This window comes from Bradyrhizobium sp. USDA 372 (genome assembly GCF_053629095.1).
The window spans coordinates 2,460,259-2,486,471 of record NZ_JBRJHR010000001.1 but is presented as its reverse complement, the minus strand read 5'-3'; the positions used below and the strand labels follow the sequence as shown (position 1 = coordinate 2,486,471).

The following is a 26,213-nucleotide window of genomic DNA, read 5'->3' as shown; positions in this document are numbered from 1 at the left end:
TACCCCATCCTGCGGCTGGGGCCGCTTTTAGCGTGCTCAGCATCTCAACGGACCACAACCATGCTTAGAGGCATTGCTATCGCACTATTCGGAATGGGCATCTTTTCTCAGGTTGATGGAGCGCTCTTTAGCGGCCGCTATACTGATGCCGCGATTAGGGTGATGCGCGGGATCGGCCGCGGGTTCGGTTTATAGATCCAGGCTCATTCTGAAGGGCACGCGAAGACCTGCGATCGAGGCCGCGCAGTTGGCTACTTCTGAAATGCGCTGCGGCAAGGCTACTCTTGCGATTGCTTGCCGGCCAATTCGCGAGCAGCCAAATTAAGCTCTAGCTCGTTGAGCTGCTCGAGGAGTTGCTCAACGATCGCCTCATAATCAGAGGGCGCCAATGTATGCACGCCGCGCGATGCGAGTTCGTTCTGAAGGATCGTCGCCATTAGGGCTTTGACGCTCATGCGGTATTGTCCAAAAAGATGAGTTGGTCACAAAATCGATGGCAAAGTAGACGCTGAACATCTTGCATGCGCACTCCGTAAAGTTACGGAGAGTCCACTGCGCCCGGAGGGCCCTACTTCTTCACCAGATTCCCATTGTTCGCGCCATCCGCCGCACGGAGCCCAGAACGGCAGTGATGTTCGATGCGTCAATTCCCTTTCGGCCCAGGCGGACCAATCGTCGGACGTTCTGCTCAGTCCATTGCTTTGGCTTGGTGCTGTCATGGTGGGCGCGACCTGAAAAAATCGGAAGCTTCGCCGTCGGTCCATCGTTCGACGAGAGAGATATATAGCTTCGGTCCAAAACGGTCGGACTGGCCGCGTCGCTGCGGACTGACTTAGGTGGATGGGTCTCACGTCGGCGTTCAATTCGTGCACAGCAAACACGAGGCCAACGCCCCCCACAGAAACGTCTTGTCGGTTCACAATGAGACGGGCTCGGGTTAGCCCATGATCGCTCAGCAGACTGACAGGTTTGTTGTCGGCGCCCGTTTCAAGATGAGCGAGCTTGGGATCGTTTCAGTTTCCCGAACTTGGCCCGCAAGACCGGCACGGCAGTCGAGACCAACATGCGCAGCGCCGGCATAACGGTGCCGTCGCCGTGCTGAGGTAACGGGATGTGCCTGGTACGGAGCCGGTGTCTGGTCCCGCTTGCCGGCACCGAGCCGAATGGCTCGAGTGTAACGTTTTCGCAGGGCCGGCGAGGTAGGATGTCGCTTTACTCGCCGACAGGCCCGCCGTGGGATTGCCCATGACCTCACATTGTGAAGATGAATTGACAAGTCTCTCGCGAGACATCTCAGCCAAGCAACTCAGCATTGAAAACCAAGCCATCTTGATCGAGGTGCTTGAACGTGACGGACACGACATGGTTGAGGAAAGAAGCAGTCTCGCCAAGGAACGATCGAACTTGGCAAGGCAGATCGCGCGACAACTGCGACTGCTCCAGACGCGGTGCACATTGGATGAATGCGTTCATTGCGGGCAGCATAGAACGGGCAGCCTAGAATGATCGAGCGTCGAAGGCTTGAGCGCATCGAGGTGGACGAGGTCGCCTACGTGTTCGGCGACGGCGCCAGTTTGCGTTGCCGCGTGGTCAACATGTCGGATCATGGCGCAGCCATCGAGCTTCCGTCGAAGCAATACATGAACTCCACATTCAAACTGATGCTTGAAAGAGATCGCAGCATTCGAAGTTGCCGATTGATCTGGTCGAGTGGCAATCTTATCGGCGTCGCGTTCGAGGAACTCTGGTAACCCTGCGTGAGCAGGGACGATCTGTGCTATCGCTGGGATGGTTGGCGATGTCCAACAATAGACTGGAAATACGTCCGTGGTCGCCCGAGGAAGAGGCGAATCTCCGTGCGCTCATCCAAAGCGGTATGACTGCAACCGAGATCGGTCGGCAGTTAGGCCGCACTCGTTTGGCGGTCTACGGTCGATTGCAGCGCTTTCGTAAACAGGAAGGTCGCGTAAGCCGCACCAGCGGGCGTGTTTTCCCGCAATGGGCCGGTTAGTCAAGCCCGAGTCAGGCCGCCAAGCCGGTGCTGGACGACGCTGGTGCACCGCAGACGGTTGTGGCAGGATGACACGGCATGCGTTGCGCCATGCCTGTGCTTCCCTCTGGATCGAAAACGGCCACAACCCGAAGCAGATCCAGTGCCTGATGGGGCATAGCTCGATCAAGGTTACAATTTGACGTCTACGGGCACTTCTTTCAGAGGCTGACGCGGATCAACGCGCCGCCGAAGCACTTTAGGCCCGATTGCTCGGGAGCTAATTTGATGTTGGATTGGTTTAAGTCTCTGTTTGGGCAAAACAAGTTAATCGCCCGCTCCTGGCCGTTGCATCTTGATGCCAGCTCCGAAGGTGCATTATCTGCGGCTCTTAAAAGCCTACCCGTAGGCGCGAGCGGATGGATTAGCAAGAGCGAAGCGGCCCAACTCTACTCAACCAGCGATGTTGTCTTCGATGAATGGGACAGCGCAGGCATACTCGCTCTTTCGGAATTCACGGCGTGCGCCGAGCACAGCTGCGATTTTCGCTTGCAGTCCGATCGCGTGATCTTCACTCGCACGTAAGCGCAACGCCCACGCAACACCAAGGAGCTAAGCCATGATTGGCTCCGCGTCTAAAACGTTTCTACTCCGCCGGTTGCAGGCTCGAGTACTGCCGAGAGCGTGACTCCCCCTAGAATATCAATAGCTCGGCCGCTGTGCCTGTCATGTAGACGAAAGACAGCGTCGGATCGATCTCTCGGGCTAGCCGGGCGATCTGCCAGCCGTTCATCCCGCCTCTTACGTGGACAGCCGCATCCGGGCGGGGCGCTTTTCATGGTCGCTTGGCTTTGGCTTATGGACCGGGCTGCGGCCTGTTTAGGCGGGACGCGAGTGTCCCTGTTATCGCCGCGTGGCCGGACGCAATCGAAGGCGCCGGTCTGGGGGCGCAATGGGCGTGACGTCTTGGCCGGACTATATCGCGCTGGGGTATATCGGGAAAATTTGGAACAGGCCCCCCGAACGCCGGGTTGACGCTTCGGGTGCTTCGGCGTGCTCGAAGGGAGATCCGCAATGGCGCTCCAGACCGGCCCTGAGAATCGGCTTTTGGCGGCTTTGCCCCAAGCGGATCTCAACCTGCTTGAGCCTCACGTTCAGAAGATAGCGTTCGAATCCGATGCTGTACTCGTGCGAACCGGAGATGAGCTCAAACAAGTCTATTTTCCGCTTAGTGGGGTCTTGGCGTTCCTGGTTGAGATGTCGGACGGACACATTGTTGCTTCCACTCTCATGGGCTCGGAAGGAGCGGTCGGAGCTCTCTCTATTCTAAGTCCTTCGCACTCGCCAGTCACAGCAACGGCCTATGTGGCCGGAGCTGCGCTCCAGATTCCTGTACCACGGCTGCAACAAGCCTATGAGCAAAGCGGCGCCATCAAGCGTGTTCTGCGCCTCCATCTCCGCACTCAATTGTTGCAGCTTCAGAATGTGGCTGCATGCAACGCGGTGCACCCGGTGGAATGCCGTATGGCCCGATGGTTGCTTGAGATTCACGACCGTGTTGCCAACGGCGAGATCAGATTGACCCAAGAGGCGCTCGCAAAACTTCTTGGGGTGCGGCGAACGACCGTGTCTCTAACGATGCGCAAACTTCGGGCAATCGGATGCATCATATCGGAGCGGCGCGGCGCGTTGGAGGTCCACCGGGCGCAACTCGAAAACGTCGCTTGCGAGTGTTACGGCGTGATGCGCCAGCGGATCAAACGAATGGATGAGGAGGAGCTGGGCTCGCCGAATCTTTCGCAACTGCACTATTCCCCGTTGGGATGAATCGAATGTTTGGCACAGAACACTAGCATTTGGCGGCTCGTCGAGCGGGCAACTCTTCAATGCACCATCGGCAGCTTGGTCAGGATTGAAAGATGGGGGACCTGCGCAAGCTTCCTGAACGTGGCTTTGGCGACTTCGGCCTTTAGGCATTCCCTGTAGGGCTTGAGCTGCTCGGCCATCGCGCTGCCGACTTCAACAGCCTCTTGTTGAGCCAGGACCGTATCGCAGAGGCCAACAAGGAGCATGACCGAGAACGAAAGTACGTTTTCGCGACCGGACGTAAACGCAAACCAGACCACAGTTCAATTGCTGAATTCACACGTACTCACCTAACCTAACGTTTCTGTTTGCCCCGGCAGCCGTGCATAGGTGCCGCTCTCATGCAGCTCTAGCCAGCCTCGCTCCTGTGCCAGCGCGACTGCGGTGTGGAACTGCTCGCCGGTCCCGCTCTGCTGCAGGAACGGCACATTGATCAGCTTGATGAAGATGCGTCGCGAAGCGTTGCATATTTGCAACCCGCGCTGCCGTGCAGGCTAGTAAGCTCGTCGACCGGAATGACGAAAACATATTTCGCTTTGATATAATCGCGGGGACGAAAAATGTTTGATGTTTATCGCAATGGCAAGCGTGACGTGCTCGTTCTAGGCACAGGCTCCCCAATACCAGGCGCTTGTTCTACAAATAGGTGGCGCAAGAGCAGAACAAGAATTCTCAAAGTAAGCGAGGAGATTAGGTCAACGGTTCAGCGACAAGGGTATTACGTCCGTAGCTTGCGGGTCACGAAAAAAGGACTGATCTAATTCGGGCGCGGACCCCGGCATCACTACCACCTAGCCGCTATGCTTTCGCTTTTCCGGGTGTCAACCGCTACTTGCCTAAATCCGGCGCCCCGGCCATTTCCGAGCCAACGTTTGCCGACAGCGTTCTCGACGCAACCTGCATACCGCATCGGCTGCTCGCAACCTCCTAGCTGCTTGCCAATCGCTTTGGCGTAAAGTTCGGAGTACGGACATTCTACGGGAGGTGCGAGCACGGGCGTGATGGCCAAGCTCGCCCGAGCTGGCCTGTCCAGATTAGGGCGTCGAGATCAATCCGTTGGCTGTGGCAACTATCCAGCGATTCCCCCAGCGCACGATAGAGTCAATTCGCCCTATGCCAGGGACCACGTCACCGCGTGCGGCCATCCGAATTCCGTCGGGCCCTTCGAGCACCGCCGTTCCCCCGCGAACGTCCAGCACGGCCCAACCTGCAATGGTCGTTGGTCTTGTCTCGGCGGCCGACAGGAGCGGCCCCGCAGGCGCCAGCGAGCCAGTCACAGACGCGTCCGCGCCGACAGCCGAAGAAGATGGGTTCGAAGTTTCCGCGGATTGCGCCCCGCTCGAGGTTTTGGCCAGAGGCTTCGCAGCAACGCTCGCGAACACCGTGGAGGGTTGCGCTAAAGCAGGCGCTGTTCGCGAGGCCGACGCTGACGCAATCTTTCGGGCGCTTTCGCCCTTACCGCCTGACTTTGTGTCCGGCATGCGGCGTGAAGCCGTTTCTCCCTGAGCAGTCGGGCTGAGAGCGGAGAGAGCTGCAGGACCATACCAAGCACCAACCCAGCCCAATCCGAAGCCCCCAGCCAAAGCGACCACGACGAGCCAAATGGTGGGTTTTGAGGGACCGCTTGGTGCCAATAACGCCAGGACCTCATCTCGCGTAGAGGTCGAGAAATCCGATTGGTCGAAAGTGACGGGCCGTGCCGCGACCGCGCCATTGCCGTGATTGGCGACGGTCACGATCCTGTCCAAGGTATTCGCATGGTGCAATTGCATGCTCGGGTCCCTTGCGGTCGCCATGATCGCGCCGGCAGCTAAACCAACCCTTAACAGCCGGCGCACTCAGCAATAGTACGAGAGCCGTGGATCGAAGGGCTACCCAAGCGATACGAGCGTCATCCCTGTTAGCAGCCGTCGCGCGACACCAGCCTGAGAGTGGTGCGCGTGAATGCTGCGGTACCAAGCCTGTAGCTTTGCCGAACAGGCCGAACTTGCAGAACGAAAACGACCCGAAAGACAAGCGAAAGGAATGCGCTGTGACAACGGTGTAGGGACCTTTTCATGGCCCCATTTTAATACGGTCGTCATTTAAGGGTTAATACCGCCGTCATTTATGGGGTGTATGTTCGTACCTGGATTGCATATTTTCCCGTTGTCGACCGCCTATTGCTTTCAACGATCATGGTTTGGGCAGTAATGAGTAATCGAGGTCGGGTTTACAATTGTTCGACTATTCTGGGCGAGCGGGTCGAGGGACTGCTCGCACTGTTTCGAGAACTGCAGACTCTCCGGCGTCGCCTACGAGCCGCTCAGGCGAGAACGATTGCGAGGACCAGCCGTATCCCCAAAGCCCGCCGTAGAAGGGGAGTGCTTCGGCGGAGATAGCTATTGCGAGCTCGTAGCCGTTCAGTGCGATGACCGAACTTGCCACTTCCGCTTTCTGGAAAGCTCGCGCCAGATCGCTCGACCGCGACCTCACTATCCGGTACGCGCGCAGCACCGAAGCATTGGAGCAACAGTCGCACAGCTTTTTGGATCGGTGCACGACTGTTAATTTGCGTCGCGTGCGCGATTCAGGCCTGCTCTCTGCCAACGAACCAGACAATAGATGGGGTGGCGGGAATGATCGTACGGGCCGGGGCTATTGTTGCGTTGTTGCTGATCCCGCTGGGGTCCGAAGCCTTCGCTTCGCGTCACCACAGGCCGACGGGGCGCATCTCGTGCAGCGAGGTCAGATATTACGTCGGGAAATATTCGGCACCAGTGGCCGAGATGTACGCACGCAATCATGGTGCTACTGACGCACAGATCGAACGGGCGCGACGTTGCTTGGCCTCAAACGAGACTGCAGAAACCGAGCGACCACGCGCTTATACCGATTAAGGTCGGAGATCGGCCCCCATGGAAGTGCTCTTGTGTGTCGTTTGCGACACAAGGATGTAGGGCTGAGTGCTAGCATTGCCGAATGGATCATGCTGCGCATGCTAAACGGCTCAGAGATCGGCCGAAGAGTGCCGGGTACTCGCCGAGATCATGAAGGCTAGGTGGCCCGCGACAGCTACTTAAAGCTCGCTGAGGCTTGCGAAAGTTCTGGCGCAATAAAGCAGGTCGGCACCACTTTCGCTATATCCCCCGGGAGTGGCTCTAGTTCTTGTTTCGCGCTAGCCTTGGCGATATGTGAGTCGGGGCAGTCATGGAACGGAAGCCTTTCGAGAGCATGGCTCTTGAAGAGCTCTGGCAACTTCACACCCTCGTCAATGATATTCTGGCCAAGAGACTTTTGGCGAAGAAGGAAGAGCTAGAGCGACGTCTGGAGCTTCTCAAGCGAGAAGACAAATCCCGCCATTAAGGCTCGCAATCCGCTCGCCGGTTCACGCTGGTGGGACTAGCTGCTTGAGGGAACCTTCATTGCCGGCGCGAATCGTTCGGAGAACGTTGCCGCTTTTGCATCCCATGCCGCGGACAGGGCAGCCGAAATAAACGTGGAACACCCGATGGTCGCCAGCGCCAGGAGGGTCGCACCGAAAATCAGGCTACGCATTTGACCCTCCCTCAACAGGCGTTGCGATCACCACAGCATCGGACTGCATTGTTTCAGCTTCGCTTCGTTGGACGCCTCAAATGGCTTCGTACACGCGGCCGTGAATGCGCCGCACGTGCACCTAAAGCTCCCGATCGATCGCCGGGCGGCTAGCGGCCTGGTTGTTCATTGATCTATCATAAGTACCGCACGTGCTCCGGATGCAGCCTCTTCCAGTGAGGCAACGATGCAGCTTTTGGATCTTGGATGCGCTGGGGTCGCAGGTATCGAGAATACGCGGTTGGCAGGATGCTGCAGTGTTCCCTCCGGGAACAACTCGAGCTGGCTGGGACGCGGTAGTCGTCGTTTAAATTTGTTAACGACTAGGTTCGCCGAAAAAGGAAGACTCCGAGCGGGTGCCAACGGCGGCCCCAAAGAAGAACAAGTTGGGGGCGTCCATGAGCACCCGCGGTCGAGCGGTGATTCCTGCTGCTGCAATTCGCGAACGTCTTCAGAGCATCGTTTCTGCACTGGTTGAATTGGAGGAAATCCGAGCTCGAGTTCTCGCGGCTGAACAGAGCGAAAGACCAACAAGGTCCAAGCCGAAGAAGCGCCCCCACCGAGGCAAGCCGACTGGCAGGAAGCGCTAGCCACACATCGCTTGCGACCGCACGGCGGGCGGCTAGGTGCGATCGTGCCTGCTCTCAGTTCGACTGTCGGTCTTGCGTGACGTCCTTCGCACGACCTGTTGCCAGCTCGTTCCCCCACGGGCTGGAGTATTCCATGGATCGGATTCACAAAGTTGAATCCCAAGTGGACGATTTCTTGGGATGAAGCTGTGTTTGCCGACCAGACAGCGGCAGACCTCTCGGTCCCAGCTCCGTTTTTCGATCCGGAAAAACCTCCAGGCTGGGGCCGATGTGGTCTACTCCGGAAGCAAGCCTTTTCCTTCTAGCAGCCGCACACTGCAGCTCGAGCCAATGTCCGGCCCATACACGCCGGCCGATGATGGGGCCTGCTCAATTGATCTATCGCAACGGTCTCCTCGGTCCGCGAGGGATGGTCGGTTGGGAGCTTGCGATGGGCATGGATTACATGGCGGAAGCCGCCCGGCATCGGCACGTGGCCGAGGAGTACCGAACCATAGCGTTATGTAAGTCAGATGAGGGGCTGCGTGGGATCTACCTTAGACTTGCAGACGATTATGATCTGCTCGCTGCAAACGAAGATAGGATTGCCAGCAATCGCAAGCTCGTAAACTAGAGGTCGCTCAATTGTGACTTCATGCCAACGTCGGCGTTTGACCATCTCGGATTTCTAGGCCCTTATCCTTCGACCAGTGCTCGCGCTCGGGAGATTGCCCACACTTCGACTGCTGTTGGAGCTTGAGCGGGACATCAGCCGGCAAGTCGATCATGAGTACGCAGGCCCAATTTTGGGCTATGCGGCGCCTCTTTCTGAGGTCGCGATGATGCACTCAACGCCGGGGCGGGACGCAACCATGGCGCCCCGCCGCCCGCGGATCACAGGACGCATCCGCACCGAGCCGATTGGGCATAGGCCGACAGGCGCGGGTCGATCCCGGAATGCACCTCGCAGAAGCGATCGATGATGTGGCTGACCTTATTGCTGTAGTCGCGGTGCCAGTGTCCAAGGCCGTGGAGAGCACTTTCCTGACAGGCGATCGATTCAAGCTGAAGGATGCGGTCCATGGTTTGCAGCGCACAATCGTGGAGCGTTGGCAGGTCGGGATCGTCGGCAAGAGCCAAGCTCGGAAACGCATCCCACCACATATAGCAAACACCGTTGAGTGCTTTGCTCGCGGCTTGGCTGAGGTGAGACAGGCGAGGCTCGCAACGAGGCTCGAACAATTTGGCAAATAGAGCAGCGACAGACCGGACGCAGCGAACACGACCTTCGACCGGAACGTCAGTTGAACAGAGCCACCGGCGATCGCCGGCGGCGTTGGTATTCACAAGGTAGGTTAGGCCCTGCGCGATTTGGCTGTCGGAAAATCCCTGTAACGCTGGCTCCGGGTCTTCAAACAGTCGAGTGAGATAAGACACGGCTTCAAGCGCCGGCGGATCCCACCAATCATGCTCGGGATCGAAGTACCAAGGTGCTTGCTGAAAGCGAACCTCGCGTCCAAATGCGTGCTCCAGCCAAGCATCGAAGCTGAGGTATTGAAGGCGCATAGTGCGGCGGCTCGAAGAAGCAAGTGGATCGGCCGAACGACGTCGCGGCCGGATAAACCCTATCGAAGGAAGGGCGCCGGCCGAGGCGGTTTCGCCTTGAAACGAACCTAGGCGAGATGCGGCATGAAGCCAAGCCGCTAGAAATCGCGACCGCGTGCCGCCTGCAAGGTCATCGCCCGCTCTGGCTTCCACCGTCGCAGAACGCGGCAATGCCAGCAGCGGGGTTGTCGCAGCCCGTACTCGCTCCGTCTTGGCCAGCTTGACCATCCGGCGTTTGTCCGTCTCGCTGAATCGTCGTCTTGGACGCGTCCAGAGCGGCCGCTGCTACGGATCGATCAGCCGCGTTCTGCACCATGAAAGCAGAGCGGGCGATGACCGTTCTCCTCATCTGCAAATCACAGCGAGAACGGATCGTGCTTGCCGAACCACAGGAAAAGTGCGGAAGCAATGGACGCTTGCGACCGTTCCCTGTTCGGACGCCGCCCGCTCCCTGATCTTCAGCAAAAATTCCCTGTTCGGTGTTGGCCCCCGACCACCGTGACACGCTTGGATTCGAAGGCGTTTCTGTCGTTTCTTACGTTGCGGCGGTGGCGATTGCGCTGCGCTTTCCCTGTAATATTCCCTGTTCCCAGGGAATTGAACGTCGGCGGGGCCTTTCCGCGCCCCGAACAATCTGAGACAGACGAGCGTGATCAGCTCCGGCTGGTGGGGTGCCCGGTGCTCGTGAGAAGATCGAGTTGAGGTGATTTGCGGAGCCGTTTAGGCACCGAAGTGCCCCATCGGACTGTTGCAAGCATGCGCCAGTAGCCGTCGGGACTAGATGGCGCCGCCCCAAACAAAAACCGCCGCGACCGTTTGCTCGGCGCGGCGGTTGATGATTGAGGAGGGTTGGGTTGCTAGCCTGTTGCTCCGGCTGCCTTACCGCACGTACCAATATCCCCACCAGCGCTGCGACACCGGCCGCGCCTGCGCCTTCATGGCCGCGACTTCCTCCACGGGGCGCAGCTGCGGGCCGTAGATTGCCGGCGGGTAGACGTCGTCCCAGAACACAAGTCCGCCTTGGACGGCGGCCGCCCGGTGTGACCGGGCAAGCGCGAGCTCGGCGGCTGAGGTGACGGATGTCGCCAGGGTGAGGCCGAGAGCCGACAGGGCAATGGACGAAACAACGGCGCGGAAGTTCATTGGATTGAATCCCTCATGAAATGCGATGTGCGATAATGCGACGGGTTCCGGATGGTTGCAAGGGTATGGGCTCACCGGCTGACGCCGAATTTCCAGTTGCAGGGGCGCATGGTCTCGCCGGCGCGCGTCGGCTCGACCGCGACGGGCCTGGATGCATCGGCTGCGAGAACGTCTCTTAGGATTGTGGTCGCCATATATAGAGTGTTCGATGATCACCACCGGCCGAGACGAGATCGGGCAGAGGTCGGCCGCTTTGGCACGCGCGCGGCATGCATGCAAAGCAGGCCGAACCTTGAACATTTTTTCGGCGCCCGTGAATCCTCTTGAACCATGATGTCGACACACTGCTCACTCTTCATAGGAGGCGCACGATCCAGGACGCTCCCATGACTTCTACGTTTGTCTCGGCTTTCATTTTCGGCGCTGGCCTCATTTTCGGATACGCGTTGCGCGCGTGGCGCGTCGAACGAAGAGCTGTGAACTCATCCAGCGGCGCCTCGCGCCGGGCGTCGCGGCCCGCTCCGACCTCTACGTTCGGCCATGCCCGGCGAGCCTTCTAGGCATCGTCCCATGACACGGCTGCATCCAGCGTCACACCGAACCGATGGGACATGAAGACATGAGTGAGCCCAAGAACGATGCGCCGCGACGCTATATCGTGGACGGCGCCGGACAGCGCGTGCTCGTTGGTCTCACGATATCGGAAACGATCGAGTTCGAGGCGCTGGACAAGCCGGACACCCGTGCCGGTGCCGACATGCTCGGCGAGGCGGCGCGCGTCCGCGAGGCCAGGCATGGCGAACGTTGGGTGGAGCTCTACGTCAAGCACGAACGCGCCTGGAATGACTGGATGGCCCAGACGCGTGTGCGGCCGGCGCAGTCGCCGCTGCTCAACTAGAAACCGCGAGCGTCCATTCCATCCTTGAGACCCCCTCGCGCGTGGGGGGCAGGAGGCTGAAACTCATCACACCGCGAGCATGCGGCTGCCCTGGATGCTCATCAGGGTGAGGTTGCCGGTTGCATAGGCGCCGGTGTCGATATTGGCGCGGTTGGCCAGCAATTCGGCGCTGCGGACCGGCGTATGACCGTGGACGATATATTTGCCGAACTGCTCCTCGCTGCGCAGGAATTCCTCGCGAATCCAGAGCAGATCGCGCTCGGTCTGCTCGGCCAACGGGACGCCCGGACGTACGCCGGCGTGGACGAAAAAGAAGTCTCCGCAACTGAAGCTCAACCGCAGATTGTCCAGAAATTCCAGATGCTCGGTCGGCATCGCGCGAATCAAGTCGCGCAGGATCGATGCCGGCTCGTCGCGCTTGAGATCGGGCGGAGCAAGCCCGTAGGACATCAATGTCTGGGTGCCGCCGAAGGCAATCCAGTCCTCGAACAGTGAAGGGTCTTCGAACACCCTCACCAGAAAGGCCTCGTGGTTGCCCTTGAGGAAGACCGCATTTCCCCGGCGACTCCGCTCGACCAGGATGTCGAGGGTGGAACGCGTATCCGGGCCGCGATCGATGTAATCGCCCATGAAGACTTCGATAGCATAGCGCGGCCGGCTGCGCGCAACGTCGGCGTCGATCACCCGCAGCATGGGCTCGAGCAAATGCGCGCAGCCGTGAATATCCGAGATCGCATAGATGCGAACGCCGTCCGGCAATTGCGGTTTGGGAAGCGACGGCTGGGATCGCGCGAAAGATTTCATGGCGCTCATCGATCGGGTGGTCGGAAAAACATCCCCAAGTCGCCGGCACCGGAGAGCGTCCATCCAACGCGAACAAGGCGAGTTCCATGGGGGCGCAACCTGTTGTCCGTCCCGATCACGCCAAAAGAAGGGCACGGCATTTTTTGCCGAGTTGTTTTTGATGGTGTCAGGAACGAGAGAGGTCCGTAGGAATTGCATCGCTGCCTTGAAGCGTGCGGCAAGTCTGCATGACTCGTGGCAGATTCTCGCGTACACCCGCAGATAGAAATCTCAGGAAATTCTCGCAAGTGATCCGATGTTGCGTTCAGCGGCAGCAAAGCAGCGCCTCAAAGTTGAGCGAAGAGCGGTTCGTGCAACGATTGCGTCGCGTCCGATGTGGAACTTGATTCAAAATAGGGCAGTCCGTTCGCTCATATGTCAGCACTGTGACGACATTTTCAGCGCGTCGAATTTCGCGACGCATCTCAACGCGACGCATCGTTCGTGCGCCGCAAAAGTTTTGCGTGCAGCGCCACAATGTCGCTGCGATCGAACAACACTTTCGGTGCGGGGGATTGACGAGTCTTCAGCATCACGATGAGCGTCAGGCACTCTCTCGATACGCAGAGGTTCGAATGGCTGTTGCAACTTATGGTTCTGAAAGCGCGCATGCGCTGTCATCTGCGCGCGGCAGTGCGCTTCAGAGGCCCTTTCAGATCGTCGTCATCGCTGCTGACTTTCTGTTGATTCTGCTGAGTTACGTGGCGGGGGCTTCGCTGTATGGTGTGGCGGTCGCATCGCCGACCGACGGTGCATCGGTGGGAGCCGGATTGTTCGTCGGCGTGGTGTTCGTCGGAATCGCCTATTTCCGGGACGTCTATTCCACGCACCGCCTGCTCAATCTGCTTTGGCAGCTTCGAATGGCGGCGTTTATCTGGCTGACGTCGCTCACGATCCTTGCTGTTGCGGCCTTCCTGCTGAAGTCGACCGACAATCTGTCGCGCGGCACGGTCATCGTCTTCGCCGTGATCGGCGGACTTGGCTTGATCAGCCTGCGCTTCGTCTGGCAGGCCGTGTTCGGCACGAGCTTTGCGAGAAGCCGCCTGGTCGATCGCAAGGTGATCCTGCTCAGCCTGAAGCCGCTCGACTTCACCTCGAGCCGCTTCAAGGATCTGCGCAGGAACGGCTTCGACGTCATGCGCCATTTCGTGCTCGGAGATGACCGGGATGATGGCCAATGGGAGCGGCAGATTCGCGACGTCATCCGTCAGTCGCGCGCGGCCGATGTCGACGAATATCTGCTCGCGATCGACTGGAACGAATTGCCGATGCTGCGTAAGCTCGGGCCATATTTGCGCGCCGTCCCGCAGCCCATTCGCCTGCTGCCGGACGATTCGGTTGCCGACCTGGTGACCCGTCCCTTTTTGCCGGTCAGCGGCACCGTCGCGGTCGAGATCCAGCGGCCGCCGCTCACCATTCTCGAACGGCTGCAGAAGCGCTGTCTCGACGTCGGCGTCGCTCTGTTCGCGCTCGTGCTGCTGACGCCGCTGCTGCTGACCGTGGCCGTGCTGATCAAGCTGGATTCGCCGGGAACCGTCATATTCCGGCAGTCGCGCCGCGGCTTCAACGGCAAGCCATTCGAGATCTGGAAGTTCCGCACCATGACGGTCTCCGAGAATGGCGAGACGGTAACCCAGGCGACCAAGAAAGATGCTCGCGTCACCAAGATCGGCCGCTTCCTGCGCATGACCAGCATTGACGAGCTGCCGCAGCTCTGGAACGTGCTGCGGGGGGACATGTCGCTGGTGGGACCGCGTCCGCACGCGCTCGCCCATGACAATTACTACGACGAGCTCATCAGCAAGTATGTCTACCGCCATCACATGAAGCCGGGCCTGACCGGCTGGGCTCAGGTGAACGGATTCAGGGGCGAAACGCCCACGATCGATCTGATGGAAAAGCGGGTCGAGTACGACGTCTGGTACGTCAGCAACTGGAGCATCTGGCTCGACCTGAAGATCATGGCCCGCACAGCGTCCGCAGTGATGTTCCAGGAAGCCTATTAGTCGCTCAATCTCTGAATGGCCTGCCTCCGGCCCCGGGGGCCTCAGGTTTTATTCTGCGGGGGCTTGCCGAGGAGCCGCATGATCGCATCGCGCAGGGCGAGCAGCGGCGGCACGAGCACGAAGAAGGCGCCCATCGCGACGGAGACGATGACGTGGCGGATCGAGAAAGGCTCGTCCTGCTCGATCTGGCGCCGGCTCGGGTCGATGGGCGCGGGTGAGAGCGTCGTCGCCATGGGTTGGCGGAGCGGCTTGCGTGGAGGGACCACGATCAACACGAATAGAATGTTGAGCAGAACCCAAATAGTCAAAATCGTCAGGACGATCAGCATCCGAGCCTACCGAAAAGAACTGCGAGTATGAGCCGAGATTAGCCTCGGGGAACCGAGAAAGAAAGATGCCTAAAGTTTCGGCATTTTCAGGCATCAAGCTCGGATTGTCTCGTCTTATCGACGGATGATTGTCCCTCGGCGCATTCTTCCGGCGACCACCGTACCCGTCAATCCTTGCTTTTGGCTAGAGCAATAACTGCAAGTTGTGGATTCCGGACGAATACGGACTCGCGCGCGGGTCCGGCGCGCTTGCCGCATCTCCGGTCCGTGTGCGAGGGCGCACGCGATGCCATTCAAGCGACCGCCAAGCACGAACAAGGCCCGCTGCCAGACGGCTGCGGGCCTTAAGATCGCTCAGTTCGGCTGGACCTCGCTCTAGGCGTGCTCGACGTAATAGCTGTTGTGGTGCTTGCCCTTGTAGGCCTCGATGCGCTTGAGCATCTTCGGATTGGCGCGGTTGAGCACGGCGCCGAGCAGCTTCTTCTGCAGGACCTCCGACCCGGAAACCGACTCCTGTAGCGCGCTTCGCGTCGTCTGCCCCCATTCGATGACGTAGACCATGGCGTCGATCAGGAGGCTGACGGCCTTGGAGTCCGCCACCGGCATCACCGGGGCGAGATCGATCACGATGTACTCGTAGTGCTCCCTCAGCACCTTGAGCAGCTCGGCCATCGCCTTCGAGCCGATGACGTCGGCGGAATTCACCATGCGGGACGCCACGACGGAGGGGAGGAAATCCAGTCCCGTCTCCTTGCTCCGCTGCACGTGGTAGCCGAGGCTCGCGGGGTCGTTGAGTGCCTCCACGAGCCCGCTCTTGGCGTTGGGCGCGAGCTCCCGCGTCAGCGAGCGCGTGTGCAGGTCGCCGTCGATCAGAACCGTGCGATGGCCCGTGAGCGCGATCAATTGCGCGAAATTCGCGGCGACGGTCGTCTTTCCTTCCTTGGGAAGGGAAGAGACGATGCCGATCACCTTGATTTCGCGGGTCAGTCGCGCGACATCGATCGACACCTTGATATTGCGCAGCGTCTCGGCGAACCGCGAGAACGGATGGTCGACGACGTAGCGAGACACATCGGATGCGCCGGTCTTTGTGGCCGGACCGATATCGGGCAGGACGCCGAGGCACTTCACGCCGAGCTCGTCCTCGACCTCGCCGGGGGTTCGCAGCACGTCGCTCAGCAGCTCGCGTGCAAAGGCGACGCCGAAGCCGAGACAGAGGCCGCCGACGAGGCCCCCCACCAGCGCCAGGACCGTGCGCGGCGAGCTCTTGCGATCGGGCTTGGTGGCGGTGCTGATGAGGCGCGATTCGCTCAGCGGGAAGCTCTGATTCTGCGTCGCGCTCTGCAGCTTCTCGAGGAAATTGTTGTAGAGATTGCGATAAGTGTCGGCGGCGCTTTCGAGATCGCGCAGCTTGACTGCGGCCTGGCCGGTATCGCCGGCCTGGGCGACGAGCTCCTTCACGTTCTTCTCGAGCGAGGCCTCGCGGCTCTTTGCGATCTCATAGTCGCTGCGATAGGCGTCGCCGATCCGATGCAGCTCATCGGCGATGTTCTTGCGCAGCTCCTCCATCTTGTTGGCCAGGTTCACCGCCGCAAGATGGCCCTTGCCGTAGCGCCTGGACCAGTCGGCATATTGGGCCTGGAGGTCGAGATATTGGGCGCGCAAGCGGGTGATGACCGAATTGTTGAGAGCATCGGTCACCGTCGATTGTGCGACGTCCTGGTCCGAAATCGCGGTGATCCGGTCGAGCCGGGCCTTGGCTTCGGCCGTCGACGCCCGCGCTTGAACCAGCTGGGTGTTGAGGTCCGACAATTGCTGCTCGGACATCAGGCCGCGGCTGGTTCCGACGATGTTGTGCTCGGCCTTGAAGGTCTGCACGGCGCGATCGCTGGCCGACGCCTGCTCGCTCAGCTCGATGCTGCGCTGCTGAAGCCATTCGGTGGCCCGCTTGGTGGATTGATATTTGGCCTCGAGAGCGCCGACCAGGTAGGCATTGGCGATGGCGTTGGCGATCTTGGCGGCCTTGTCCGGGCTCCGCGCGCGATAGTTCAGCGACAGAACATAGGTCGTCAGCACGCGCTCCGTCCGCAGGTTCTTCTGAACCTGCTCGACCACGGCATGTTCGATTCGCTCCTGTGACGCCGGCTCGCCGGAGCCGAACAGCGAGGTGATCTTGCCCATGATCAGGGAGAGAAGGCCCGGATTGGAGCCGTTGAACTCCGGATCCTCCGTCAGCTTCAGGCGACGGACGACGGACAGGATCAGATCGTCCGAGTTGATGACTTCGACCTGGCTGTCGACATAACCGGTGTCGATCAGGGCGCTGCTGGCGTTGCTGTCCTTGTCCAGCACCTGCGCCTGGCGCGTGTCCATCATGATGCGGGCGTTCGCCGTATACATGGGTTGCGCCGTGACCAGATACAGCATTACCAGGGCCAGCGAAGCTCCGACACACGCCGCGATGATCGGCCACTGGCGGCGGAGCACATCGGCCACACGCTCGAAGCTGAGGACTGCCCCGCCGAATTCGATGCCGAATCGGTGTCCCGACTGGAAATGTTCTCTAGGCTGGTACATGTGCTAATTCGCTGCCTTTGGTCATCATCGATCAATTCGGAAGGGGGACGGGCTTGAATGGATTGGCCAGCTTGGTCTTCCACTCGCCGTCGAGCAGGGCGCCGCCTCGGGGCGGTTGGGCCGGGCCTTTGATCTGCGATTGCGCCTGGACGCCGGAATTGTCTTCACCCGCGGCGGCATAACCGGACTGCACGTTGAGATCGCCGATCCGCTGCGCGAAATCCCTGATCTTGCGCGCGGCATCCGGCTTTGTCGTCGTGCACCGCCCTTCGGCGATCCGCAACGCGGCGCCGATGGCCGAACGATCGCTCGAAGCCGATGCCGAAATAAGCGTCTGCACCGACGGCAGCAATGACGGATTGGTGGCAATCAGCGTCGCGAGCCGGTACCGCAACTTTTCCTTGTCATTGCGCAGTCGCTCCAGAAGCGAGGAGGGCGACTTCACGAAGGTGTCGAGTTCCAGTTGCGAGGCGCGGTCCGAAAATTCGACGCACTGAGCGCGGCAAGCATCGGCGCTCGAGACGATCAGCGCAGAACCTATCAAGACGGTCGGTAGCCATCGCGGTTGTGCATGACGACGTGTTAGTCCGCGGCCCATCCGTGTTCCTTGCTTCTGTTGCAATTGGAGAACAGGCGAAACTTGGCAGGTAACTGTGTCATCTTTTTGTGCGGCGCAAAAGCTGAAGCGCGAACGTCCATGCGCACAACGTTGCTCGAATTTGCGCCGGTTGCAAAAGCACGATTTACAATGCCTGCGAGATTGGCATATCGCGCTCACGAATGTTGCAACTTGAAAACATATCAGGCACTCGCAGGCCGCCACGTCGCAAAACCGACACAAGTCGCAGCGCGCGACTATTGTTCCCTCACATAAAAAATATTTCGTTGCCGCATTCCATGCGCAGACGGATCAATCTCATACGCGCCGCTCTTCATCGCATCAGCGCCGAATTTCGCGCACACTTTCCACGCAAATACTCGCAATCATCACGGCTGATGAAATTTGCGCCCGAAGCACGCGGCGTCTCAAACAAAAAGTGGCGTGAAGTTGGCGCTCGCATGTCCGAATGATCTGCGAGCATTGAAAGTATCGTCGGTCGTCATGCTTCGCGTGCGAGTCGTGGGATCGCGGCGATTGAACATGCGCGAGACCTGATACACACTGCTGCGGTGCAATAGCTATGGAATGTTGATGTGACGGAGTTGGTTCATCGTGAGAAGGCACATGTCCTGCCGCTCGACAGCATTCGGGGGATCGCCGCGACGTCGGTGGTGATTCACCATCTCCTGCTAATGCCGACATTCCTCGCTGCGTTTCCGCACAATGCGTGGATCAATTGCTCGTTCTTCCGAAGCGCTTGGCTGCTGGTCGACTTGTTCTTTGTTCTCAGCGGGATCGTCATGTCGCTCAGCTACGTCGAGAGCGACTTCGGACGCTTCTCGCTGCGCGAATTCATGGTGCGGCGCCTGGCGCGGGTCTATCCGCTGCATATCGTCATGCTGGTCGCCAATCTGTTGTTTCGCCTCCTGCGCATCAGCCTGGTCATGGCAGGCGTCGTCGTGGCCGCGCCGGCGGCGTTCGAGGTGAACAACGCCTATTCGTTCGTGCTCAACGTCTTTCTGCTGCACTCGATGGGCTTCATCGACTATCTGAGCTGGAATGCGCCGAGCTGGAGCATCAGCGTCGAGTTCTACACATATCTGGTGTTTGGTCTGATCGTCCTGTTTGCCCAGCGCATGCGCTCCCTGCTGTGGTTCTACGTTCTCTGCGGCCTGGTCGCGGTGGCTAGCCTCGTCGTCATCATCTTCGTGCTCGACAAGAGAAGCCTCGGGCTTCAGACCGATTTCGGCATCCTGCGCTGCTTCGTGAGCTTCTTTCTGGGCGTGTTGACGGTGCGGATCATCGATCGCCTGCCGGCCAAGCCGGGCCCGGCCGTCCAGGGCCTGGTGCAGCTCGCCGCCATGATCGCCAGCGTTGTCCTGGTGAGCTTGGCGGAAACGAATCCCGCTGCGACCTTCCTCGCGCCGGTGACGTTTGCGATCTTCCTCGGCAGCCTGCTCGCCTTTCCCGATGCGATTCTCGTTCCGCGGATGCTGGTGGCGGGGCCGCTGGTCTGGCTCGGACGCCGCTCCTATTCGATCTACATGGTGCACGCGCTCGTGGTGCTGCTGTCCGAGTATTTCGTGCGGGCGCTCGGGGCCGGGCGGATCGCCGCTCTCGATTCGGTCTGGGCGGGCCTGCCGGCCACGCTGAATCTCGTGGTCTCGCTTGCCGCCGTGCTCGTGGTTTCGCACTTCACTTATCGCTACGTCGAGATTCCCGGCGGCAGGTGGATGCGGAACGCTCTGGGTAGCCGGACCGATTTCTCCGCCTCTCCGGCGCCATCGGCGCGGCCGACCAACTGAGCCGGACATGACCATCCTCGCGCTGAACCGGCCGAAAATGACGCTGATCAGCCTCAACATCGAGGCGATCGCGCTCGGCGTCTATCTGATCCGCGACGCCTTCGGCGGCGTCATCCGCTACTACACCAGCATCTACCACTTGAATCCGCTGTGGTATCTGCCCGACGCCGTTGCGCTTCTGTGTCTGGCCCAGTTCTTCGTCCATTGCATCCTGCGTAATCGTAGCACCCTGGCCCTGCTTGTGCTCGTGCAGATCATGCTGTCGCTCGTGCTCGGCTATTTCATGCTGGGGACGACGAACGCAGCGATCTCGTCCTTCAAGATGATGTTGCCGGTCTTCGTCGGATTTTGTTTCTGCGATTCGAGCCTCGGCTCATACCGCAAGCTGCTTTCGGTGATCGCCGTGACGTTCTACCTGTCCGTGATCGGCGTCTTCCTGACGAAATTCTACCTGATGCCTTGGGTCGGCTACAAATACGAATCCTTCGGCGCCGTCCGCGAAGCCGGCCGGCTGTGGTGGGCCTATGGCGGCGACGACCAGCGCCTGATGGGCTTTGCGGCCGACAATACCATGGCCGCCTTCTTCATCCTGGTGTCGTTCGCGATCACCTCCATTCGCAAGAGCACGACGTGGTGCCTCCTGTTCGGCTCCATCGCGATCTATGCCATCAAGCTGACCACGAGCAAGACGACCATGATCGTCCTGGTGCTCTATTTGCTCTTGCTGGTGTTCGTGCGGATGCTGCCGGAAAAGTCACGCTTCCCCGCCATCCGGTCCATCGCGCAATGGTCTTTCGCCTCGATCTTCGTGCCGTTCTTCATGATCGTGGTCGCGTCCGGCACCGCCGCCGTGCCGCATTCGACCTTGTTCAGCATCCTCGATCGCATCAACAACAGTTGGCAGAAGCCGTTCATCTACCTGAGCCAGCTCATGCCGGTCGGCCTGGTGACCGGCTGCGGCGCGGGCTGCTTCAACTATCCGCAGCAGCTGTTCTCGCCGCTCGCGCCGTTTTGGGTGCCGGTCGACAATTTCTACATCGGGACGTACCTGATGTTCGGTCTTCCCTTCGTCGCATTCATGGTGATGGTGTTCCGGGCAACATTCGGTGCGACTGACGTGTACAAGCTGACGCTGCTCTTCATCGTCAACCTGTTCACGATCACGGTCTTGAACTACGGCCCGGCCTCCGGCCTTCTGATCATCGCGCTGAGCTTCAGCGAAGTGTTCTCGCGGCGTGCGACCTCTGCACGTGGGGCCGACGCCGTGCCAATCGTCATGCGGCCACCGGTGGTGCCGCCACTGGATGGCTTCCGCCCGGATCTACCGGCGGCGAGCGGAAGCAGGTGAGAACGAACGATGCATAGACGGCTCGCATTCATCGACACGCTGCGCGGTATTGCCGTGTTGTCGGTCCTGGTCCAGCACGTATTCGAGGTGATCGTCGAGAAGCACCCGACGGGCGCCTATTACTGGCCCATCCACGACGTGTTCGGCTATTACATGAACTTCGGCCGGTTCGGCGTCGTCTTGTTCTTCTTCGTCAGCGGCTTCGTCATTCCGTTCAGCTTCCCGGACAGCGCCACGCCGGTGCGGGATTTTACCATCAGCCGCTTCTTCCGGCTCTATCCGGCCTACTGGACATCGCTCGTCGTCGGGCTCGTGACGATGCAGCTCTTCGACTCGAAAGTCTATCCGCTGGGGCAGATTGCCGCCAACGTGACGATGTTGCAGACGTTCGTGAACGTCCCGAACCTCTGGGTGTTCTACTGGACGCTGGCGATCGAGCTCTTGTTCTACGTCGGATGCACGATCCTCTTTGCGATGGGGCTGCTGAACCAGCGCTTCACGGCGGTGACGATCGTCATCGCAGCCGCGCTGGTCGGAACCACCGCTGCGCTTTGGGTCGAGAACAGGGCCGTCTCGTCGGTGATGGAGGTCGGGTTGAACCTGTCGGCGATGTTCCTCGGCAAGATCATCCGTGACACCGTCATTGGTGGCAAGCTGCGATGGACCCATGTGGCCGTCTGCACCCTGCTGTATGCGGTCTTTGCCGCCACCCTGTCCGACCGGCGTTTCGGAGGCGTGTACCACGAGAATTTTTTCTACAGCTATTCGATCGGATCGGCCTATGTCTGCGCGGCGCTGGTCTTCATCGCCTTTGCCGTGTTCGGCGAGCGAATGGCGTGGCGTCCGATGGCGTTCGTCGGCGTCATCAGCTATTCGGTCTACCTGATGTCGCCGTTCGTGATCGTCGCCGTCCATCGTCTCGTTTGGTTCGGCGACGGGCCGCTCGGATGGTCGATCTTCATGGGCGTGATCCTGGCGTTGTCGATCCTGGTCAGCTGGATGACCTACGCCTTCGTCGAAAAGCCCTGCATTTCCTTCGGGCAGAGGTTCCGCTCGGCGCGACGGAAGCCGGTCGTTCTCGAGCCCGCTCTCAGCACCCAGGGTGCCGCGGAGTGATCAAGACACCGCACCAGCCGGGCGCCGCCTATGACGGGTCGTTCGTTCCGTCGGTCCAGGGCCTGCGCGGCATCGCCGCGCTGAGTGTGCTGATGGACCATTTCTACGACATGCCGAAGGGCGGCATGTACGACATCCCCGATCCCGGCTTCCTGCCGCCGCTCTGGGCTTGGCTGCAATCGGTGATCAATGTCGGCGGGCACGGCGTCGAGCTGTTCTTCATGATCAGCGGCTTCCTGATCCCGGCGAGCCTGGTGCGGCACGGGTCGTTGTCGCGGTTCTTCTTCGATCGCGTCCTGCGCATCATGCCGGTGTTCGTCGTGCTGCATCTTGCGCTGTTCGCGATCGGTCCGATCGTGGCCTACAAGTTCTTCCGCGGCATCGACCTGAGCAACTATCTCGCGATCTTCGCGGCCAATCTCTTCTTCGTGCAGGACGCGCTCGGCCTGCCGATCGCCCAGCAGAACGCCTGGACATTGACCTATGAGTGGGCGTTCTACATCTGGTTTGCGCTGACGTTCTCGGTCTGGCGCACCGGTGGCAGATTGCTGGCGGCGCCTCTGCTGCTGCTTGGCATCGCCTGCCTGATGCACTGGCCGATCACCGCCTTCTTCTGCATCGGCATGCTGTTCAGCGCCACTGGATTTCGCATCTCGATTCCGGGGCGGGCCGGCTTGGTCGCCGGCCTTGCTTGCGGAGCTGCGCTATATGCGAGCCTGGTGTTGTTTCACCCCTTCGTTGGGCTCATTCCCGGATTTCTGCTGTTCGGCATGGTGCTTGCTCCGGACTCCGGCCTCGGCAAAGCTCTGAGCGCACCGGCGCTGCAATATGTCGGCAAGATCAGCTACAGCCTCTATCTCGTGCACCCCTTCGTGCTCTTCCCCCTGCAGGTGATCGGCCTGAAGCTGGTCGCCGTCGGCGTCGACCGCTGGCTGCTGTGGGCCGGCTTCATCGGGCTTGGGCTGGTGATGTCGCTGGTGGCAAGCGCGATCAGTTATGAACTGATCGAGGTCAGGCTGAGGCGATTGCTGGATGGCGCGATCCGCGGCATGTTCTTCCGGCCGCAGATCGAGCAATCGGTTTGAGGGCGCCGATCGCGCTCAGCTCACGGTGCGACCGGCGAGCCGGTGATACGATCCAAGGAGCTGCTCGGCGATGCGATCCCAATTGAGAAGGCCGGCCGCGGTCTGCCGTGCGCCTTCGGTTAACGTCGCGGCCAGCGGCTTGGAGGTCAGCACGCGTTCGAGTGCGTCGGCCAAAGCCGTGGCATCGCCGGGCGGAACCAGCAGCCCGTTGACGCCATCCGTCACGACGTCGGGAATGCCGCCGGTGGCGCTGGCAACGACTGGCCGGGAATTGCCATAGGCCGATGCAAGCACGCCGCTCTGCGATGCGTCCTTATAGGGCAGGGCAACCACGGTGGCGGATTGAAACAGTCGGCCGGTATCCGCGGGCGAGATATAGGCGTTGATGGTCTTGACCGTCGGCATCGCCTCCATTCGCGCGCCGAGCCGTGTCATCTCGGGGCCGCGGCCGGCGACGATCGCTTCATGAGCCACACCGCGCTTGGCCAACATGTCGATCGCATCGATGAAGACGTCGAGACCTTTGTAGGCCCACATCCGCCCAAAAAACAGGATGCGTGCGGCCTCAGGCGCGGTGACCGCACCTCCGGCCGGCGGGACCATGAGCACGCCGTGCATGCTGGAGACGGTTTCGCCCTTGAAGTCGGGCGAAGCGCTGCGAAAATCGGCGATGCAGCTCTCGCCATGCGTGGTGACGACCGATGCTGCCGCGCGCATGCGACCCCGCCATGCATCTTCGCGGGGCGACGTACCGGAGCCGCCTTCCGAATGCGGGATCGCATCGTGAACGGTCAGTACCAAGGGAATGCCGAGCGGACGGAGAAACTGGATCAGCTTGGACGTGTAGATCTCCGGAACTTCGTGACAATGAATCAGGTCGGGGCGAAACGAAATTATGTCCAGGAACGAGGCCGGGATGCCGATCGCGCCGCCGCGCCGAAGGCTCAAGTCACGAATTCTCGTCTCGAACGGAGCCGTCACGGCGATATCGGCCAGTTCCCATTGCTGATTGGCGTCTTTGCGGTTGAGCACCAGCCGGACGTCGCAATGGCGGGCCAATCCCGACGCGAGACGGTAGGAATATTCCGCAAAATGCGGTGCGTAGATGGCCACACGCAAGCGCCTGGAGCTGCGGAGAGAACGCTGGGCGGGCGGGTTCATCAAGGCATCCATTTTGCATCACTCGCAAAGTTGATCGGAGTGTAGTCCACGATTTGAACTCACTTCCACTCTAAATCGGAATCGTGACGGCACTCATCTGATTGCCATCACTCCGTCGTATTGTCGCGAGCATTCAGTGCTCCGCCGTGATCGGAGATGGTGACGTCGCGGCAGCATCGCGTGCCACGCGTCTAGCTTACGATTGTGGTTGGATCTGTCGGAATTGGGTCGAATTGTTGATGAACGTCACGGGCAAACAGCATCAGGTCGTGATTGCCTTGTTCTGGTCGCTTGCCCAGAATTGGGGCGGCCGGGCGCTGTCCTTCGTGCTGTTCCTGGTGCTGGCCCGGCTGCTCAATCCCGCGGATTTCGGCCTTGCCGCGCTCGTCGCCTTCATCCTGCTGCTCTTGAGCTCGGTCGCCGAATTCGGCTTCGGTGATGCGTTGATCCAGCGGCGAACGCTCGAACCTGCCGATGTGACGCTGCCTTTCTTCTGCTCATTTGCAGCGTCGACGATCCTTGCGGTTCTGATTGCTGTCCTGGCGACGGATATCGAGCGCTGGTTCGACGTGAAGGGGCTCGCGCCGCTGCTCACCGCCGCGAGTCTCTCGCTTCCGATCGGCACCGCGACCCTGTTCCAGGAGGCGCTCTACAAGCGCCAGATGGATTTTCGCGTGCTCGCGGTCAGGACCATGGTGGCGACCGCCATCTCCGGCGTCGTGGGAATTGCCTGCGCCTATGCCGGGTTCGGTGCGCTCAGCCTGGTGATCCAGGTGGTGGTTCAGAGCGCGGTCAGCGGCCTGTGGCTCTGGAGCCAGCCGCGTTGGCTGCCGATGCGCGGCTACGATGCCAGAAGCTTCCGCGAGCTCTCCGGCTATAGCGTCCATGTCGTGCTGAACCGGCTGCTGGATTTCGCCATCGTTCGCACCATCGACATGATCATCCTGTCGCTCTATGGCGTCGCCGCCCTCGGCATCTACACGGTCGGTGCGCGGGTCTACATCATCCTGATGCAGCTGCTCACCCAGGCGGTCATGGACGTCGCGCTCAGCGCGCTGTCCAAGATCGCGCATGAGCGCGACCGGATTGCCGGGGCCTACCTGCGCAGCGTCAGTCTCGGCGCGCTGGTCGGATCGCCCATCTTCGTGCTGCTTGCGGCGATCGCGCCGGAAGTGTCCCTGCTGCTGTTCGGCGCGAAGTGGAGCGGCAGTGAAGCGGTGATGCGGCCGCTGATGCTGGTCGGCGCGATCCAGACGGTGCAGTTCGTCAACAGCGCCTATTTCGGCGCGCTGGGCAAGCCGAACTACGTCTTTGCGCTGAACATCATCAAGTTCTGCACGGTCGTGCCTGCGATGTTCCTGCTGCCCTCGCGCGACATCGGCCAGCTGGCGACGATCTTCGCATTTGCGCAGCTCGTGGTCACCCCCGTGACTTTCGCGCTGGCGCTCCGGCTCTTGGGCCTGAGCTGGAGCCAGTTCCTGCGTCCGATTGCGGGTTGCCTGTGCGCCATCGTCCTCGCCTATGGCGCGGTCGTGTTGTGCCGCGCGGCGACGCCGGACATCAACCCGTATTTGCGGATGGGGTTGCTGTCGTCATGTTTCGGCGCGACCTATCTGATGAGCATTCTGCTGTTCTGGCGGAAGCAGCTCTTCTCCCTGATCGATTTCGTCGTGAAGCGCGGTGCGACCGCCTGAG

The 26,213-nt window shown here is 60.3% G+C and carries 24 protein-coding genes; 13 read left to right on the top strand and 11 right to left on the bottom strand.

Going from position 1 to position 26,213, the window contains the following annotated elements; translation table 11 throughout:
• Positions 1 to 278 precede the first annotated feature (278 nt).
• On the bottom strand, positions 279 to 455 hold the full coding sequence (locus AB7M16_RS11885) for a hypothetical protein (protein ID WP_453943991.1): 177 nt from the start codon (positions 453 to 455) through the stop codon (positions 279 to 281).
• Positions 456 to 1,293: 838 nt separating this feature from the next.
• A complete protein-coding gene (locus AB7M16_RS11880) occupies positions 1,294 to 1,473 on the bottom strand; it encodes a hypothetical protein (RefSeq protein ID WP_453943990.1) in 180 nt (59 codons plus the stop codon).
• Positions 1,474 to 1,502: 29 nt separating this feature from the next.
• Here AB7M16_RS11880 and AB7M16_RS11875 point away from each other — a divergent pair, with 29 nt between their 5' ends.
• The 5 genes from AB7M16_RS11875 (at position 1,503) to AB7M16_RS11855 (ending at position 3,817) form a co-directional block, all read left to right on the top strand.
• A complete protein-coding gene (locus AB7M16_RS11875) occupies positions 1,503 to 1,751 on the top strand; it encodes a PilZ domain-containing protein (protein WP_453943989.1) in 249 nt (82 codons plus the stop codon).
• A 47-nt stretch (positions 1,752 to 1,798) separates the two neighbouring features.
• Positions 1,799 to 2,011, top strand: a complete 213-nt coding sequence (locus AB7M16_RS11870) for a GcrA family cell cycle regulator (RefSeq protein ID WP_453943988.1) — start codon at positions 1,799 to 1,801, stop codon at positions 2,009 to 2,011.
• Positions 1,999 to 2,193: a tyrosine-type recombinase/integrase gene (locus tag AB7M16_RS11865; protein ID WP_453943987.1), complete on the top strand. Its 195-nt coding sequence runs from the start codon at positions 1,999 to 2,001 to the stop codon at positions 2,191 to 2,193. Before AB7M16_RS11870 ends, AB7M16_RS11865 begins: the two co-directional genes overlap by 13 nt.
• A gap of 85 nt (positions 2,194 to 2,278) precedes the next feature.
• A complete protein-coding gene (locus tag AB7M16_RS11860) occupies positions 2,279 to 2,575 on the top strand; it encodes a hypothetical protein (RefSeq protein ID WP_453943986.1) in 297 nt (98 codons plus the stop codon).
• A gap of 489 nt (positions 2,576 to 3,064) precedes the next feature.
• On the top strand, positions 3,065 to 3,817 hold the full coding sequence (locus AB7M16_RS11855; protein ID WP_453943985.1) for a Crp/Fnr family transcriptional regulator: 753 nt from the start codon (positions 3,065 to 3,067) through the stop codon (positions 3,815 to 3,817).
• A gap of 56 nt (positions 3,818 to 3,873) precedes the next feature.
• On the opposite strand, the gene AB7M16_RS11850 is transcribed toward AB7M16_RS11855, so the two are convergent.
• The gene (locus AB7M16_RS11850; RefSeq protein ID WP_453943984.1) at positions 3,874 to 4,116 is read right to left on the bottom strand and encodes a hypothetical protein; all 243 of its coding nucleotides are present in this window, start codon (positions 4,114 to 4,116) and stop codon (positions 3,874 to 3,876) included.
• Positions 4,117 to 7,045: 2,929 nt separating this feature from the next.
• Here AB7M16_RS11850 and AB7M16_RS11845 point away from each other — a divergent pair.
• Positions 7,046 to 7,201: a hypothetical protein gene (locus AB7M16_RS11845; RefSeq protein WP_453943983.1), complete on the top strand. Its 156-nt coding sequence runs from the start codon at positions 7,046 to 7,048 to the stop codon at positions 7,199 to 7,201.
• 36 nt (positions 7,202 to 7,237) lie between these two features.
• On the opposite strand, the gene AB7M16_RS11840 is transcribed toward AB7M16_RS11845, so the two are convergent.
• The 3 genes from AB7M16_RS11840 to AB7M16_RS11830 form a co-directional block, all read right to left on the bottom strand.
• Positions 7,238 to 7,393: a hypothetical protein gene (locus AB7M16_RS11840; RefSeq protein ID WP_172785795.1), complete on the bottom strand. Its 156-nt coding sequence runs from the start codon at positions 7,391 to 7,393 to the stop codon at positions 7,238 to 7,240.
• A 1,502-nt stretch (positions 7,394 to 8,895) separates the two neighbouring features.
• The gene (locus AB7M16_RS11835) at positions 8,896 to 9,834 is read right to left on the bottom strand and encodes a hypothetical protein (protein WP_453943982.1); all 939 of its coding nucleotides are present in this window, start codon (positions 9,832 to 9,834) and stop codon (positions 8,896 to 8,898) included.
• A gap of 651 nt (positions 9,835 to 10,485) precedes the next feature.
• Positions 10,486 to 10,749 carry a hypothetical protein gene (locus AB7M16_RS11830; protein ID WP_172785796.1) on the bottom strand — a complete coding sequence of 88 codons (264 nt, stop codon included), beginning with the start codon at positions 10,747 to 10,749 and terminating at the stop codon, positions 10,486 to 10,488.
• A gap of 619 nt (positions 10,750 to 11,368) precedes the next feature.
• Between AB7M16_RS11830 and AB7M16_RS11825 the strand changes: the two genes are divergently transcribed.
• Positions 11,369 to 11,647 (top strand): hypothetical protein, encoded by a 279-nt coding sequence (locus AB7M16_RS11825; protein ID WP_439401347.1) that lies wholly within the window; start codon positions 11,369 to 11,371, stop codon positions 11,645 to 11,647.
• 66 nt (positions 11,648 to 11,713) lie between these two features.
• Here the strand turns inward: AB7M16_RS11825 and AB7M16_RS11820 are convergent, their stop codons facing one another.
• Positions 11,714 to 12,451 (bottom strand): metallophosphoesterase, encoded by a 738-nt coding sequence (locus AB7M16_RS11820; protein WP_439364415.1) that lies wholly within the window; start codon positions 12,449 to 12,451, stop codon positions 11,714 to 11,716.
• A 614-nt stretch (positions 12,452 to 13,065) separates the two neighbouring features.
• On the opposite strand from AB7M16_RS11820, the gene AB7M16_RS11815 reads away from it, so the two are divergent.
• Positions 13,066 to 14,496: an undecaprenyl-phosphate glucose phosphotransferase gene (locus tag AB7M16_RS11815; RefSeq protein ID WP_439364414.1), complete on the top strand. Its 1,431-nt coding sequence runs from the start codon at positions 13,066 to 13,068 to the stop codon at positions 14,494 to 14,496.
• A gap of 41 nt (positions 14,497 to 14,537) precedes the next feature.
• Here AB7M16_RS11815 and AB7M16_RS11810 read toward each other — a convergent pair whose 3' ends face one another.
• From AB7M16_RS11810 to AB7M16_RS11800, 3 genes are all read right to left on the bottom strand, one after another.
• On the bottom strand, positions 14,538 to 14,825 hold the full coding sequence (locus AB7M16_RS11810) for a hypothetical protein (RefSeq protein ID WP_172785799.1): 288 nt from the start codon (positions 14,823 to 14,825) through the stop codon (positions 14,538 to 14,540).
• 375 nt (positions 14,826 to 15,200) lie between these two features.
• Positions 15,201 to 17,402: a Wzz/FepE/Etk N-terminal domain-containing protein gene (locus tag AB7M16_RS11805; RefSeq protein ID WP_172785800.1), complete on the bottom strand. Its 2,202-nt coding sequence runs from the start codon at positions 17,400 to 17,402 to the stop codon at positions 15,201 to 15,203.
• A 31-nt stretch (positions 17,403 to 17,433) separates the two neighbouring features.
• A complete protein-coding gene (locus AB7M16_RS11800; RefSeq protein WP_453943981.1) occupies positions 17,434 to 18,024 on the bottom strand; it encodes a hypothetical protein in 591 nt (196 codons plus the stop codon).
• Positions 18,025 to 18,596: 572 nt separating this feature from the next.
• On the opposite strand from AB7M16_RS11800, the gene AB7M16_RS11795 reads away from it, so the two are divergent.
• From AB7M16_RS11795 to AB7M16_RS11780, 4 genes are read left to right on the top strand one after another with little or no spacing between them, the layout of a single operon-like run.
• Entirely contained in the window at positions 18,597 to 19,808 is a 1,212-nt protein-coding gene (locus AB7M16_RS11795) for an acyltransferase family protein (protein ID WP_453943980.1), read from the top strand.
• Between the two features lie 7 nt (positions 19,809 to 19,815).
• Positions 19,816 to 21,156, top strand: a complete 1,341-nt coding sequence (locus AB7M16_RS11790; RefSeq protein WP_172785801.1) for a hypothetical protein — start codon at positions 19,816 to 19,818, stop codon at positions 21,154 to 21,156.
• 9 nt (positions 21,157 to 21,165) lie between these two features.
• Positions 21,166 to 22,272, top strand: a complete 1,107-nt coding sequence (locus AB7M16_RS11785; RefSeq protein ID WP_172785802.1) for an acyltransferase family protein — start codon at positions 21,166 to 21,168, stop codon at positions 22,270 to 22,272.
• A complete protein-coding gene (locus AB7M16_RS11780; RefSeq protein ID WP_172785803.1) occupies positions 22,269 to 23,357 on the top strand; it encodes an acyltransferase family protein in 1,089 nt (362 codons plus the stop codon). The genes AB7M16_RS11785 and AB7M16_RS11780 overlap by 4 nt, the downstream gene beginning before the upstream one ends.
• A 15-nt stretch (positions 23,358 to 23,372) precedes the next feature.
• Here the strand turns inward: AB7M16_RS11780 and AB7M16_RS11775 are convergent, their stop codons facing one another.
• Positions 23,373 to 24,470 (bottom strand): glycosyltransferase family 4 protein, encoded by a 1,098-nt coding sequence (locus AB7M16_RS11775; RefSeq protein WP_453943979.1) that lies wholly within the window; start codon positions 24,468 to 24,470, stop codon positions 23,373 to 23,375.
• Between the two features lie 287 nt (positions 24,471 to 24,757).
• Between AB7M16_RS11775 and AB7M16_RS11770 the strand changes: the two genes are divergently transcribed.
• On the top strand, positions 24,758 to 26,212 hold the full coding sequence (locus AB7M16_RS11770) for an oligosaccharide flippase family protein (RefSeq protein WP_439401344.1): 1,455 nt from the start codon (positions 24,758 to 24,760) through the stop codon (positions 26,210 to 26,212).
• The last annotated feature ends 1 nt before the right edge of the window (position 26,213 follow it).